The organism is Niallia sp. FSL M8-0099, assembly GCF_038006945.1.
Classification (GTDB): Bacteria; Bacillota; Bacilli; order Bacillales; family Cytobacillaceae; genus Niallia; species Niallia circulans.
The window spans coordinates 1,566,315-1,581,811 of the sequence record NZ_JBBOWF010000002.1; the positions used below are offsets into that span (position 1 = coordinate 1,566,315).

13 protein-coding genes and 4 tRNA genes are annotated in these 15,497 nt (G+C 35.8%); all 17 read right to left on the reverse strand.

Annotation, left to right across the window (positions count from 1 at the left end; all coding sequences use genetic code 11):
• Nucleotides 1-48: 48 nt before the first annotated feature.
• Entirely contained in the window at nt 49-837 is a 789-nt protein-coding gene (locus NSQ92_RS22205; RefSeq protein WP_047941022.1) for an MBL fold metallo-hydrolase, read from the reverse strand.
• Between the two features lie 6 nt (nt 838-843).
• Complete coding sequence (locus NSQ92_RS22210; RefSeq protein WP_047941023.1) at nt 844-1,644, reverse strand: two-component system regulatory protein YycI; 801 nt, start codon at nt 1,642-1,644, stop codon at nt 844-846.
• The gene (locus NSQ92_RS22215; protein WP_047941024.1) at nt 1,631-2,944 is read right to left on the reverse strand and encodes a YycH family regulatory protein; all 1,314 of its coding nucleotides are present in this window, start codon (nt 2,942-2,944) and stop codon (nt 1,631-1,633) included. The genes NSQ92_RS22210 and NSQ92_RS22215 overlap by 14 nt, the downstream gene beginning before the upstream one ends.
• On the reverse strand, nt 2,941-4,770 hold the full coding sequence (gene walK, locus NSQ92_RS22220) for a cell wall metabolism sensor histidine kinase WalK (protein ID WP_047941025.1): 1,830 nt from the start codon (nt 4,768-4,770) through the stop codon (nt 2,941-2,943). Before walK ends, NSQ92_RS22215 begins: the two co-directional genes overlap by 4 nt.
• Nucleotides 4,771-4,778: 8 nt before the next feature.
• A complete protein-coding gene (yycF, locus tag NSQ92_RS22225) occupies nt 4,779-5,489 on the reverse strand; it encodes a response regulator YycF (protein ID WP_047941026.1) in 711 nt (236 codons plus the stop codon).
• Nucleotides 5,490-6,340: 851 nt separating this feature from the next.
• Nucleotides 6,341-6,413, reverse strand: a tRNA-Phe gene (locus NSQ92_RS22230).
• Between the two features lie 112 nt (nt 6,414-6,525).
• Nucleotides 6,526-6,602: transfer RNA gene (locus NSQ92_RS22235), tRNA-Asp, on the reverse strand.
• Between the two features lie 34 nt (nt 6,603-6,636).
• Nucleotides 6,637-6,708: transfer RNA gene (locus NSQ92_RS22240), tRNA-Glu, on the reverse strand.
• Between the two features lie 18 nt (nt 6,709-6,726).
• Nucleotides 6,727-6,802, reverse strand: a tRNA-Lys gene (locus NSQ92_RS22245).
• A gap of 276 nt (nt 6,803-7,078) precedes the next feature.
• Nucleotides 7,079-8,371: an adenylosuccinate synthase gene (locus tag NSQ92_RS22250; protein WP_047944584.1), complete on the reverse strand. Its 1,293-nt coding sequence runs from the start codon at nt 8,369-8,371 to the stop codon at nt 7,079-7,081.
• A gap of 255 nt (nt 8,372-8,626) precedes the next feature.
• Complete coding sequence (gene dnaB / locus NSQ92_RS22255; RefSeq protein WP_047944586.1) at nt 8,627-9,991, reverse strand: replicative DNA helicase; 1,365 nt, start codon at nt 9,989-9,991, stop codon at nt 8,627-8,629.
• Nucleotides 9,992-10,240: 249 nt separating this feature from the next.
• Nucleotides 10,241-10,690, reverse strand: coding sequence for a 50S ribosomal protein L9 (gene rplI / locus NSQ92_RS22260; protein WP_047944587.1), 450 nt, complete (start codon nt 10,688-10,690; stop codon nt 10,241-10,243).
• The gene (locus tag NSQ92_RS22265) at nt 10,687-12,660 is read right to left on the reverse strand and encodes a DHH family phosphoesterase (RefSeq protein ID WP_047944588.1); all 1,974 of its coding nucleotides are present in this window, start codon (nt 12,658-12,660) and stop codon (nt 10,687-10,689) included. Before NSQ92_RS22265 ends, rplI begins: the two co-directional genes overlap by 4 nt.
• Before the next feature lie 371 nt (nt 12,661-13,031).
• Nucleotides 13,032-13,268, reverse strand: coding sequence for a 30S ribosomal protein S18 (gene rpsR, locus NSQ92_RS22270; protein WP_047944615.1), 237 nt, complete (start codon nt 13,266-13,268; stop codon nt 13,032-13,034).
• A 41-nt stretch (nt 13,269-13,309) separates the two neighbouring features.
• Nucleotides 13,310-13,828: a single-stranded DNA-binding protein gene (gene ssb, locus NSQ92_RS22275; RefSeq protein WP_047944589.1), complete on the reverse strand. Its 519-nt coding sequence runs from the start codon at nt 13,826-13,828 to the stop codon at nt 13,310-13,312.
• 56 nt (nt 13,829-13,884) lie between these two features.
• Nucleotides 13,885-14,175, reverse strand: coding sequence for a 30S ribosomal protein S6 (gene rpsF, locus NSQ92_RS22280; protein ID WP_047944590.1), 291 nt, complete (start codon nt 14,173-14,175; stop codon nt 13,885-13,887).
• Nucleotides 14,176-14,340: 165 nt separating this feature from the next.
• Nucleotides 14,341-15,492, reverse strand: coding sequence for a glycosyltransferase family 4 protein (locus NSQ92_RS22285; protein WP_047944591.1), 1,152 nt, complete (start codon nt 15,490-15,492; stop codon nt 14,341-14,343).
• Between the last annotated feature and the right edge of the window lie 5 nt (nt 15,493-15,497).

Here is a 15,497-nt window from a genome sequence, read left to right on the forward strand (position 1 = left end):
CTCTAGTAAAAAAAGCGAATATCTAACTATCCGCTTTTTTCGATCCTGCTATATAGCCATTAGCTTTGTCGGTATCCTTGGATCGGTATCAAATAAATGAACCTGTTCCCCCAAACCAACGCCACGGCTTTCTAATGTCTGTCCAACTGACATCCTTGCTAGATCCTTCATATTATTATCTAAGCTTAAGTGCGCAAGGTATATATGCTTTGTACGATCTCCAATCACTTCACTCATGGCTATCGCAGCATCCTCGTTACAGACATGTCCCACATCACTTAAGATACGTCTTTTAATATTCCATGGATATTTTCCCATCCGCAGCATCTGCACATCATGATTGCTTTCAAATACATACGAATCTGCATTGGAAATAATTCCTTTCATTCGATCACTTACGTACCCAGTATCTGTGATAAGAACGAGCTTTTTCTCCCCTTCATGAAATACATAAAACATTGGCTCTGCCGCATCATGAGATACGCCAAAGGATTCAATGGATACATTGCCGAATGTCTTTACGGTTTCCATATCAAAATGAAATTTCTGCTCGACTGGAATTTCCCCAATGAGTGGATCCATTGCTTTCCATGTTTTTTCATTCGCATAGATCGGCAGTTTATACTTTCTTGCAACAATACCTACCCCTTTAATATGGTCGCTATGCTCATGTGTTACTAATATGCCTGTTAGATCACTCATTTTTCGTTCAATGCCTTGAAATAAGCCTTCCATTTGCTTTCCGCTTAATCCGGCATCCACTAAAAAGGAATGTTCTCCTGATTCAACAAAAATGGCATTTCCTGTACTGCCACTTGCGAGAACACTAAACCGCATTTTCTCTCACTCCACTTTCATTTCCTCTGTTTCTGGCTGAATAACTTGTCCATCTAGGGCGTTCACATAAAAATCTTCTTCGTTCACTGTTACTTTCCAAGTTGGTGCAAGCAGCTGTGCCGAAGTATCAAGCTGTGTATAATACCCTAGTTCTATATGACTTACATATGAACCACTTTCAATGAAATTATTTTTAAATAAGTTAAGAATAGCATCAGGCGGCTGCATAATGACCTCTTCTTTATCCATTTCTTTAATGTTTTCTAAATATGTCTGGTTATAAGAAACAATTTTATTTTCTTCATTGACATTAAAGGTAAGCTCCGCTTTAGGATTGCGATACAATGTTTTTCCTGCATGCTGCTGATAGTACTTTATCGTGTTCCCCTTCTTTTCCAAAAAGCGATACTCTGCACCGTTAAGTACGGAATTAAGCAGAAAATCAGTCAAATCATCGGGATCGAACTCTTTATCTATACTGATTGGTTTCTCTAGGACTGCTTGAAGATATATGCTATCTCTTACCGTAATTTCTTGACCGCTTAATAATCCCTTTTCCAACTTCTTGATCTCATCATCGGTAAATTTCTTCGATTTGGCAGATAAATATTGATCCTTCACATTATTCACTGGCAGTTTCTCTTTATCGTAATCAATTCCTAGCCGTGACAATGTGTGTGTTGGTGGTTCTGTTGGTAAATCATCGGCCCGCTGGTATTCCTTAATTTTTACATATTCATAAATTAAATAAACATCTAATAGTAAAAAGGCAATGATAAATATCGTCTTTATCTTACTCCAGTCCATCTAAGCTGCCCCCTGTTCCTTCCGAATATAGGGAATACCATTTATGATCATATTGGTAAAACCAAGTTGGCTGTAAAGAAACGATACTTTGCGAATCGACCTGCATATCGTATCCCAGTACGATCTTCTGGAGTTTTTCCATCTTCAGTTTTTTATTGCTTTTAAGATAATTTAGAACATCCTCTCCTGATGAGATGGTCTCTTTTGAAAAATCAAACGGAGTGGTTGTATTAATAATAATTAAATTACTCGTTAAAAGACGCTTTGCCTTATTATCTTCCCAGTATAATCGAATATCGGACAACTCCGTATTTAGATTGAACACAGGCATCCCATTTGTATTGTATAAACGAAAGGTAACCTTTCTATCATCATCTCGTCCGACATAAAGATAGTCATTAATCCAGCCGCCACGTTCATTAATTAATTCGATACTATTATTTATTATATGGTTCTGAGTCATTTCATTCGAAATGCCTGCAGGTTTAAAGAAACTAACTATATGGGTATCTTTATATATTCGTAATAAACCTGAATCATCCGTATACTCTTCCCAATTTGTCAGAATTTCTTTTTGAGCAATACTTGGCTCTTCAAATAATGCTCTGCTCAAGCGGATAGATTCAATTTGTCTTGTAAAGTATTTATATTTATTTACTTCCTGCTTCCCATTAGGCAAGTAAATTAAATATTGATCATTAGGTTTATAAGAAAAATAAGTGGAGTACACTGTCTTTTCCGCATAAACATTTTCTTTCAATTTATTAAGCTGCTCTATATAGGTCGTATTTATCGATGCTTCATATACTTTCTCTGTTTCTTTAGATAGAAAATAAACACTTCCATCCTTATAAGAAAACAAGATTGTATCAAAATCAAAGGAATTATCTTGATCAATTCTTAAAATTTCTTTATAAATACGAAAAGGAACTTGTCCTGGAAACCTTATTTCTAGACTATTATTCTGCTCCTCTAAAAAAGTGGCTATACTAGGAATGGTGGAAGATATATTACGGAAATTCCCATAATCAAATTCTTTCAATCTATTTAGAATATGGTCTACTTCCTCCTTGGAAATTGTACCATAATGCTGCCCATCGATGTGTTGGTAAATTTCATCAGGTTTTATTACTTCACTGACTTCCTTTTTAGCCCCTAATGCCTCTTGCTCCATAGTAGAACCACTAGAATCCATCGCATCAAACTCTCCACCTTGGTCTGTCCAAAGGAGATAATATAATAACACACTTAATGCTACCAGCAAGATTAAAATGCCACTTTTTACGTTCTCATATTTCATCCCCAATCATCCTCTTCAGATTGAATATACGGTAGGGTGAAAGATATTTTTGTTCCTTTTCCTTCTTTACTGGATGCCCAAATTCTTCCCCCATGTGCTTCTACCATTTCTTTCGCAATAGCAAGGCCTAGTCCTGTTCCGCCAAGCTTACGTGTTCTCGCCTTATCAACACGGTAGAAACGATCAAATATTTTATCAATATTTTCTTTTGGAATACCTACGCCGTTATCCGATACACTTACGATAATTTGCTGTTCTTGCTCCTTTATAGAAAAAGTAATTTTCCCACCTTCAGGAGAGTACTTCAAGGCATTAGAAATTATATTATCAAGAACCTGTGTCAATTTATCTTCATCAATTTCCACAAATGCTGCTTTCTTAGGCAATTTCCTTATAAAAATAACATTTTGCTCTTTCGTCAATTCAAAACGATCAATAATACGATTATAAAATACGATGAAATCAACAAGTTCTTTATTTAACTGATAATCACGACTATCTAATTTAGAAAGCTGTAATAAGTCATTTACAAGGCGTATCATACGTTCTGTTTCCGTTTGTGTGACATTAAGGAATTTCGGAGCCAATTCTTCATCTTTCCATGCCCCATCATATAGAGCCTCTACATAACTGCGCATTGTCGTTAACGGCGTACGCAATTCATGGGAAACATTCGCCACAAACTCTTTTCTTTCCATATCAATCTTTTCTTGTTCGGTAATATCGTGGAGAACCGTAATTAAACCATTCACAAACCCTGTTTCTTTTTGGATAACAGAAAAATTCGCCCGTAACACATATGGTTCATAATGTGTACTATAATCCAAAATAACCGATTCTCTTTCCTCGAGAAGTTCCTCAAATGTATACTTTCCATTAAGATCAAGAAGATTAACAATTGGTTCAGAAAGGACTGTTTCACGTGAAACATCCAGCATTTTTGCAGCTGGCTCATTAATAAGAATAATCCGTCCTTTTCTATCTGTCGCAATTACTCCGTCTGTCATATAGGCTAATACTGAAGATAGTTTTCTTCTTTCACTTTCTGTTGTAGCCTGTGACTCTTGAAGCTTCTTGGTCAAATTATTAAAAGTAATCGCCAGCTGGCCGATTTCATCAAATCCATACACTTTTACCTTTCGAGAGAAATTCCCCTTTGATAAGGCAAAGGCATGCTTTTGCATATCAGAGATTGGCTTGGTGATTGTTCTTGCTAACAGAACTCCCAAAATAGCGGTAACAACCAATGTAATAATGGTTCCTTTTTGGAAGATTTGATTAATCTTATCAATTTGTTTATACACATTCTCGATTTTCCCTACCAAATAAATGGCTCCGACTATTTCATCTCCATTCGTCTTTATAGGAGTAATCAGCTCATAGATTTTCTCGCCATTTTTCTGCTTGATCGGATTATCTGGCTGGGAAGAGTTAGATAAAATTCGTCTTACCGAATAGTCGACCATTCTCTGGCCAACTAAATTTTGATTTTCCGGATCCGAAGTTCCGACTATAATTCCATTACTATTAACTACTCTAATTTCCTTAATATCAGAAGAATTATTATCACTCAGAATTCTTCTAATATCATCTTCTAACTTTGAATCCCCATTTTCGACGACTCTTTCCTTTACAAGCTGCTCTTCTAAATAAATCGATAAGATATTTACTTTCTCTTGAATCGATACTTTAAAACTATCCAATAAGGTCGTCTGTAAAGTCTTTACAAAATAGACTCCAATAATCTGAATAGAAATTAGAATAAGCAAAACAATTACTACCACAAGCTTCAAATGAATAGAACGAAAAAAACTCACTTTTTTCATTAATAGATTTACTCCTGCTCAGGATTTCTCAAGTAGTATCCAACGCCTCTTCTTGTCACAATCCAAGTTGGATGACTAGGATTATCTTCAATTTTTTCTCTTAACCTTCTTACTGTTACGTCTACTGTTCTTACATCTCCATAGTAGTCGTAACCCCATACAGTTTGAAGCAAGTGCTCTCTCGTCATAACTTGTCCGATATGTTTTGCTAAATAGTAAAGCAATTCAAATTCACGATGAGTCAGCTCAATCATTTCTCCCCTTTTCGATACGATATAAGCATCTGGGTGAATAATAAGGGAACCAACTTCAATTTCATTTGTTTCTTTCTCCTCTTCTGCAGCAGAAGAAACTTGCTGGTGTCTACGAAGATTTGCTTTAACACGTGCAATCAGCTCTCTCGTACTGAAAGGCTTTGTTACATAATCATCTGCCCCTAATTCCAGTCCTAACACCTTATCTATCTCAGAGTCCTTAGCCGTTAACATAATAATCGGCATCTCATATTTCTTTCTAACCTCACGACATACTTCCATTCCATCTCTTTGTGGCAGCATAATATCTAATAATACTAAATCCGGCTGAAGCTCTTCTACCTTCTCTAACGCCTCGTTGCCATCATAAGCACAATAAACTTCAAATCCTTCTTTCTTTAAATTAAATTGCAAAATATCCGCAATTGGTTTTTCATCATCTACAACTAGAATCTTTTTGTTCATTCTGCTATTCTCCTTATATCAAGTTTATCTATTGTTATTTCATTCTTTTATTGTTTACTTCTAATGTCTACTTTACCATTTTAAATTTATATAATCACTTTTTTTCTATTATTAGTTTATCCCGCTTTCATCTCCCTTTACCAAGAGAAACAAAAAATAGGTAGCAGGATGATAAAATTCTCCAAATAACTGCTATCCACTAAATAGCCCCAAATAAAAAAGACAGTGAAGCTTTTCATTAGCCCACTGAACATTCCTTCCATCCCCGAATAAAAAATCTCTCTATTTAAAGAGAGAATTGCTTATTTTTCTTTATTAGTCTTTTATTCTTATACATGGGAACTAAAAGCATACATCCATCATCAATACATACTAGGCTGTTATATGCCTTCTTTCTGTAGAAAATTAGTTAGAGCATTATTTTACAATAAAAAATACATAGGTAGATGGATAAATTATTGAAACCTTTTAGACGAGATAATCGTCTATATATATGAGTTTCATTTTCCCTTAATTTTGGCAAGGATATCCTTTTTGATAGAATGGATTCCTTGTCCTTTTTTTGTCTATAACATCCTCTACTTACTTTTTTCTAAATTAAATAATTCTCTTCTATTTCTACTCCATTCACTTCATTATTTATAAAGTTCCTAACAAAGAAGACATATACATTAACTTTATCATACTTTTATAAGGAAAAATGGTTTGCTATTATATTGTAATAAAATTGTTGTTAAATTTATATGTTCTGTGGGGGGTTGTAATAGTAGCGGATTCTTTCACATTTATTTACGGGGAAATAATTAGGCATAAAAAAAACAACGAACATTCGTTGTGATGGTAAATCAAGGTGGCTCAGGACGGAATCGAACCGCCGACACAAGGATTTTCAGTCCTTTGCTCTACCGACTGAGCTACTGAGCCAAACTATTGTGACAGATGCTTACTAGCAGCACAGGTCGAAATTTTTACTTGTCTTCAATATGTATTAGATAAAAAATATATATTAAATATGCAAATGCATAGGAAGAAAAAATGGCGGTCCGGACGGGACTCGAACCCGCGACCTCCTGCGTGACAGGCAGGCATTCTAACCAACTGAACTACCGGACCATTTTTTACTATTAATACCTTTAAAAAGATATTATGACCCATACGGGATTCGAACCCGTGTTACCGCCGTGAAAGGGCGGTGTCTTAACCGCTTGACCAATGGGCCATGATTTATTACAAGAAATGGTGAGCCATGGAGGATTCGAACCTCCGACCCTCTGATTAAAAGTCAGATGCTCTACCGACTGAGCTAATGGCTCGTATTTTTGTCATTTGCGACGCTTTTTATATTAGCATATTATTAAAATAAAAAGCAATACTTTTTTTAAAAGTTTTTTCAAAAATATTTTTTAACTCCTAGGCAACTATTTTTCCATCCGCAAGGTTACTAAAATTAAATACCCAACATAAAGAATACTGTATACTTATCATACCCTCATGCCATTTCTGTAAACGAATCAAGCCAGCCTGCTTCTATTATCTATTTAGAAAAGAAAAGGTCGTTCTAACACGTTTAGAACGACCTCTTACCATGCTTAGATTTGTCTCCAAGGGCTGTGTATCACATTTGTTTGTGTACGATCTGGGCCAACTGAGAACATGGACAATGGGATCCCCGTTAACTGTGAAACTCTTTCTAAATAATGACGGGCATTTTCAGGAAGCTCACTTAATGTTTTACATCCAGTAATGTCCTCTGACCAGCCTGGTAATTCTTCATATACTGGCTCACAATCAGCTAGTACTTTAAGGCTTGCTGGGAACTCTTCCATTACTTCCCCTTTGTATTTATAAGCAACACAAATTTTTACTGTTTCAATTCCTGTTAAAACATCAATGGAATTCAGAGAAAGATCAGTAATACCGCTAACTCGACGTGCATGACGCACAACAACACTATCAAACCAGCCGACACGGCGTGGTCTACCAGTTGTTGTTCCATATTCACGGCCAACTTCTCTAATATGATGTCCAATTTCATCATTTAATTCTGTTGGGAAAGGTCCATCCCCTACTCTTGATGTATAAGCTTTGGATACACCAACTACATGTTTAATTTTCGTTGGACCAACACCTGAACCAATTGTTACCCCTCCAGCCACTGGATTAGAAGATGTAACAAACGGATACGTACCTTGATCGATATCTAGCATTACCCCTTGAGCACCTTCAAACAATACTCTGCGGCCTTCATCTAATGCATCATTCAATACAACAGAAGTGTCACAAACATATTTCTTAATTTGCTGTCCATACTCATAATACTCATCTAAAATATCTTCTAATTTAAAGCCTTCCGTTTCATAAATACGCTCTAATAAACGGTTTTTTTCAATTAAATTTCTTGCAAGCTTTTCTTCAAATACTTCTTTATCTAATAAGTCAGCAATACGGATACCAGTACGCGCTGCTTTATCCATATAAGCTGGTCCAATTCCTTTTTTCGTTGTTCCAATTTTATTAGCACCTTTGCTTTCTTCCTCAACCTCATCTAATTTTAGATGATAGGGAAGAATAACATGTGCACGATTACTAATTCTCAAATTATCTGTATTGATATTACGGTCATGTAAATACTTTAATTCTTCAATGATCGCTTTTGGATCAACGACCATTCCGTTTCCAACAACACTAATTTTTTCTTTATAAAATATCCCAGATGGAATTAAGTGTAATTTATATGTTTCTCCATTAAACTTAATTGTATGACCTGCATTGTTACCACCTTGATAACGTGCAATCACTTCTGCATTTTCAGATAGGAAATCGGTAATTTTACCTTTTCCTTCGTCTCCCCATTGCGTTCCTACCACCACTACTGATGACATATCCTAGAGCACCTCCACAGGTTTCTATATCTTTTTTTATTATATCCTTAATCAACATTCCTATTTTATCAATTCCCCAAGATAAAAGTCAATAAAACACGAACAATCTTTTTGATATTTTAAGATTATGTTCGTAAAAAAGAGATTAATAAAAAACGATAAAAGTTGAAGTATATTTACTCCGATTAAGACTTCTGTCCATCTGAAAAGGCACAAAAAAAGATTAGTAGCTCGCAGTCTACTAATCTTTTTTTCCTAAGCGCCTGTCGGCATTGCCCCATCTTCAAAGCGCCGTTCTAAATTGACGAATTTATTATATTCTTTTACAAAAGCTAATTGTACCGTTCCTGTTGGTCCATTACGCTGTTTCGCAATAATGATCTCTATAATATTCTTGCTTTCTGATTCCTTGTCATAGTAATCATCACGGTACAAGAACGCTACAATATCGGCATCCTGCTCAATACTTCCTGATTCCCTGATATCAGACATCATCGGACGCTTATCTTGTCTTTGCTCTACCCCGCGTGATAGCTGGGACAAGGCGATTACTGGCACTTGAAGCTCACGTGCAAGCTGTTTTAAGGAACGGGAAATTTCCGATACCTCTTGCTGTCTATTTTCGCCTGCTCGTCCACTTCCTAAAATAAGCTGAAGGTAATCAATTAATATCATTCCTAAGCCATGCTCCTGCTTTAAGCGGCGACATTTAGCTCTTATATCGGTAATCTTTACCCCTGGTGTATCATCAATGAAAATACCAGCATTGGATAGGCTCCCCATTGCCATTGTCAGCTTGCCCCAGTCCTCGTCCGTTAATGACCCTGTACGAAGACGCTGTGCATCTATATTACCTTCTGCACAAAGCATACGCATAACGAGCTGCTCCGCTCCCATCTCCAAGCTGAAGATTGCTACATTTTCTCCTGTTTTTACGGCAACATTCTGAGCAATATTTAAGGCAAAGGCAGTTTTACCAACGGATGGTCTCGCTCCAACGATAATTAGATCATTGCGCTGGAATCCAGCCGTCATTTTATCAAGCTCAGCAAACCCTGTTGCTATACCTGTTATATCGCCTTTACGATTATGCATCTCTTCAATGTTATCGTATGTTCGCACGAGAACATCTTTGATATTATGAAACGCACCGGCATTTTTCCGCTGTGCTACTTCTAAAATATTCTTTTCCGCTTCACTTAGAAGGGCTTCTACTTCATCCTCGCGGGAATATCCGTCTTGGGCAATATTTGTTGCTGTTCGAATTAATCGGCGCAGCAATGACTTCTCTTCTACAATCTTCGCATAATATTCTATATTGGCAGCGGTTGGCACAGAAGCTGCCAGCTCGCTCAAATAACTAACTCCACCTGTATCTTCTAAGTTATTAGTAGCTGCTAATTCAGACGTCACTGTTATTAAATCGACTGCTTTTCCTTCATCATTTAATTTAAGCATCGTTGAATATATTCTTTGATGTGCGCCACGATAAAAGTCTTCTGGTATTAATATTTCAGAAGCTAGTGTTAAGCTTTGTGGCTCAAGAAATATGGCCCCTAGTACAGCCTGCTCAGCCTCAATATTTTGAGGGGGCATTCGATCATTTAACATTTCACTCAATCTATAAAACCTCCTTAAATGAGAGGATATGATAATAAACATAGCCTAGGTTAAAAAAAGCAACAATCTATACAAAAAGATTCTTTCATTTGCTGAAAGATATTTTTGTATCCACTGTGCCCTTTTCATTTTTTTAAATATTTTCTATTAAAAACAGTCAAACAAAAAATGTGACCAGCTCAACCTGTATCACATTTTCTTAAGCTTATTCTATTTTAACATGTTTAGCGGCAAATGGAACTTCCAATATTAGCTTAATTCTTTTACATGTACATTTAATGTTGCAGACACTTCGTGATGAAGCTTCACTGCAACCTTTGTCACACCTAGTGAACGAATAGCATCATTTAATTCAATTTTTCGTTTATCAATTTTAATTTGATGCTTTTTATTTAGTTCATCAGCAATTTGCTTACTTGTAATTGATCCAAATAATCTACCGCCTTCACCTGATTTTGCATGCAGCTCCACTGTTACTTTTTCTAGCTTTTCTTTTAATTCTTTTGCTCTATTAAGCTCTTCAATAGCTTCTTTCTCTTCTTTTTTCTTCTGTGCATTTAGTGTACTAACAGCTGAAGCATTCGCCTCTACAGCCAAACCTTGTTTTAAAAGAAAGTTATGTGCATAGCCATCTGCTACGTTTTTAACTTCCCCTTTTTTCCCTTTTCCTTTTACATCTTTTAGAAAAATAACTTTCATTCTTTTCTTCTCCCTTCAAAATAGTCATCAATCGCTAACTTAAGCCTTGCCTCTACCTCTTCCATCGGCATATTAGATAGCTGTGTAGCAGCATTGGTTAAATGTCCACCACCATGAAGACTTTCCATAATAATTTGGACATTGATGTCTCCTAAGGAGCGTGCGCTAATTCCAATCATCGTTTCCCCTCTAGGTGCTATTACAAAAGAGGCAATAATTCCATCCATTGTTAATAGAGTATCAGCTGTTTGAGCAATTAAAACAACATCTACTGCTTCTTCTTCCTTCGCTATAGCTATTGCAATTCCCTCTTTATAAAATTGAACACTTTCAATAATTTTTGCTCTTTTCACATAGTTTTCAATATCCTCTTTTAGGAATTTTTGAACCAGTACAGTGTCTGCTCCCTGTCCCCTTAAATAGGAAGCAGCATCAAACGTTCTTGCCCCTGTTCTAAGAGTGAAGCTTTTTGTATCCACAATGATTCCTGCTAAAAGGGCTGTTGCTTCTAACATTTCAATTTTAACAGTTTTCGGCTGATATTCTAGTAATTCTGTTACTAGTTCGGCTGTAGAGGAAGCATATGGTTCCATATAGACAAGAATCGGATTCTCTATAAATTCCTCTCCACGACGATGATGGTCAATCACTACTACATCTTCTATTTTATTCAATAAATGCTCTTCAATCACGAAAGAAGGCTTATGGGTATCAACTACTACTAGTAGTGTATCGCCTGTAGCAATTTCTAATGCTTGATCAGGGGTGATAAATTTCGTAAACAAGGTCTCTTGTTTTTTTATTTCTTCCATCAATCTTCGAACAGCTGTATCTATCTCTTGAAAATTGATGACTATATATGCTTCCTTTTGGTTCATCTGGGCTATTTTATGTATCCCTATCGCTGCACCAATTGCATCCATATCTGGATTCTTATGCCCCATAATAATGACTTTATCACTCTCTAGAACTAATTCCTTCAAAGCATGAGAAATTACTCGTGCTCTAACCCTAGTTCGTTTTTCTACAGGATTTGTTTTACCTCCAAAAAACTTCACTTTACCATTTGGCTGCTTTATCGCAACTTGATCTCCCCCTCTTCCTAAGGCTAAATCAAGACTGGATTGTGCAATATTTCCCAGCTCAGGCAAGGAAGATACACCAGATCCAACTCCAATACTAAGTGTTAAGGGTACATTTTGTTTCGTAGTTAATTCTCGAACATCATCTAATATTGTAAACTTGCCCTTTTCCAAACTTTGTAGAATATGTTCATTAAAAATAGCGATGAAACGATCAGAGGAAATTCTTTTTAATAAGACTCCATTATCTGTAGCCCATTTATTTAAAATAGCTGTGACTGTATTATTAATGCTACTTCTTGTCTGATCATCCATACCTTGCGTTAAGTCATCATAATTGTCTAGAAAGATTATGGCAATTGCCGTACGTTCGTCTTCATACAGCTTTTCAATTTCGGTTTGTTCTGTCACATCGAAAAAGTATAATAGTCGTTCTTCCACTTTATGAATGACTCGGAACTTTCTTTCATGTAGAGTAATGATTTCCGTTTCTACCTCTTGTTTAATTAATGGGATAACGGATGGAGAAACATCATATAAAGACCTTCCAACAAGTGTATCCTCTGTAAAACAAGATGCTAAAAAGGGATTTGTCCATTCGATATAATAATCATCATTTATAAGCATGATTCCTATTGGCATTTCCATTAATGCCTCTTCTCCTACTTTTTTAACACGGTAGGAAAGAGTGGTTATATATTCTTCTGTTTCCTTTCTCTGACGGTCATCTATTCGCAAAATAAAATAAAAAGGAATAACAAAAAGAAATAACCCAATTAAGGAAAAGAACCAGTTATAAAAAGAGAGGATTCCAAGCATGATAGTGGTAATACCGATTAAACTTATTAATGGATACCGTATGGATCCTTTCTCTAAAAAAGTAGGCAATTTTTCTCCTCCTAAAGCTCGTGAGATTTTCACATAATCCTTACTATGTATTCATTAAACCTGATACTATTATACCCCATAATACTAAATTAAAATATAAAAAGGTCTATCTCTGTCCGTTTACTCCATGATGGCTGAATAAGATTTTCGACGTTATCGATTTCTTATTATGGCGTTAGAAAAAGGGTATTCTACCAGAAGAAAGGGTTCCCATCTTTTATCTAATATTTTACTATCATTTATCTACTTCTTCAATGTAGTTACTAACGTGAGTATGGAGGACAAAAAGAAACTAGCAATGCAAGTGTTTTCATATAGATAATATAAAAACCCTATTAAACAAATGTCTAATAGGGTTTTTTATAGGCTAATTATTCTCCACTTACGTATGGTAGTAAAGCCATAGTACGGGCACGTTTAATAGCAATCGTTAATTTACGTTGATATTTAGCGCTTGTACCAGTTACACGACGAGGTAAAATTTTACCACGTTCTGAGATGAATTTTTTAAGTAAATCTACATCTTTATAATCGATGTGAGTGATACCGTTAGCTGTAAAGTAACATACTTTACGACGCTTTGCACGGCCACCTCTGCGTCCACCCATTGCCATGAGATTAACCTCCTTTTTATTATCAAAATTACTTTTTAGAACGGTAGATCATCATCTGAAATATCGATTTGACCGCTATTTGCAAATGGATCTTCATCCACTTTTGTATAATCTTGATTGTTTCTATTTGTTTGAGGTCGCTGATTCTGATAATTATTTGATCCTCCAAAAGGATTATCTTGTTCTCTTGGGGCTCCATAATTCATGTTGTCACTTCTATTATTACCAGAGCTGTTTCTAGGTTCTAAGAACTGAACACTTTCTGCTAATACTTCTGTTACATACACGCGTTTTCCGTCTTGTCCATCATAGCTACGAGTTTGAATACGACCATCAACACCTGCTAAACTCCCTTTTTTCAAGAAGTTAGCAACGTTTTCTGCTGGTTTTCTCCAAATAACACAGTTAATGAAGTCTGCTTCTCTTTCCCCTTGCTGGTTCGTAAAAGTACGGTTAACCGCAAGTGTGAAAGAAGCCACAGCAACTCCACTCGGTGTATAACGCAAGTCAGGATCCTTCGTTAGACGGCCAACAAGAACTACCCGATTCATCATCAGTTTCAACTCCCTTCCATTTTAAATGTTTCACGTGAAACATCACTTATCTATTATTATTTTGCTTCATCTTTAACTACGATGTGGCGAATGATATCTTCGTTGATCTTAGCTAAACGAGAGAATTCTTCAACCGCTACTGGTGCAGCGTTAACTTTTACTAATTGATAGTAACCATCGCGGAAATCATTGATTTCATATGCAAGGCGACGTTTACCCCACTCTTTTGATTCTGCTAATTCCGCTCCATTATCTGTAAGAATAGAGTTAAAACGCTCAACAAGAGCTTTCTTAGCCTCATCTTCAATATTTGGACGGATGATGTACATAATTTCGTACTTTTTCATCACTTTCACCTCCTTTTGGTCTAGACGGCCCACAATGGGCAAGGAGCAACTATACATTACTCACAATGTAAAAGTATAGCATACTTCATAATAAATAGCAATGCAGGAAAATGAGTCGATAACCTTTTAATTTTTATTAAATATATATAAAAAGAACTAGCTCTTTTAAGCGTACTTTTGATTAAGATTACGACTGGATTGTATGACTGCATAGTAATCGCTTATTAACCCATCAAAAATAGTATCCCATGATTGTGTTAGAGCATAATTTCTAGCTTCTACACCCATTCTCAATCGCATCGTTTCATCTTCCAATAGCTCACTTATTGCATGAACAAAGCTCTCAGCATTTTGCTGTTCACATATTTTTCCATTCACATTATTTATTACAAACTCCTTTACCCCTCCTGCATTTGCAACGACAGCTGGAATACCGCTAGACATGGCTTCTAATACAACATTCCCAAAAGTTTCTGTAAAGGAAGGGAAAACAAAAAGATCTGCTCCTGCATATATCCTTGCCAATTCTTCCCCCTTTATATAACCAGTTATTGTTATATTTTTTTGTACTCTCTCTTTTTCCCTCCAGGCTTCTTTGTTTGGCCCATCTCCAACAATAAGCCAATGGACCGAATCTTTGATATCGGAAGGACAATGAATAATTTTATTTAATGTATCTAAATCTTTCTCTGGAGCTAATCTACCTACATACAATAAAATATATTTTTCTTTTATTTGGTATTTCTTTCTTAGTTGTTCTTTAGCATCATGATCAGGCGCAAAAAGCTTAGAATCAATCCCTCGTCCCCAAACTTTTAAGCCATCAAAATGTAAAGATTCTAACTTTCTTTGTGTTTCTTTACTGGGGACAAATATTCTTTCGGTAGATTGATGAAACCATTTTAAATATTTCCATAAAAATGGTTCTAGCAAGGAGGCATGGTAGTATTTAAGATATTGATCAAAGTTGGTGTGATAGGAAGATACCACTGGAATATTTAATTTCTTAGCAGCAAATAACCCGTATAACCCCATCATATATGGTGTTGCTAGATGAATAAGGTCTGGTTGGAATTTTTTTAAGCTATTCTCTATTTTCTTTGGATTCGTAATAACAGTTCGGCATTCAGGATAAAGAAAAAATGGAAGACTTGGAAATTGGTTTATATTAGGGTATGTAGTAGAAGTTTTATTTTCAGGAGAATAAACTTGATAAGCTATTTGTTTGTTGTCAAAATGATCAGTAAGTCTTTTTAAAGTCTGAGCAACACCATTTACTTGAGGAAAATAAGTGTCTGAAAAAATGGCAATTTTCAAAAGCC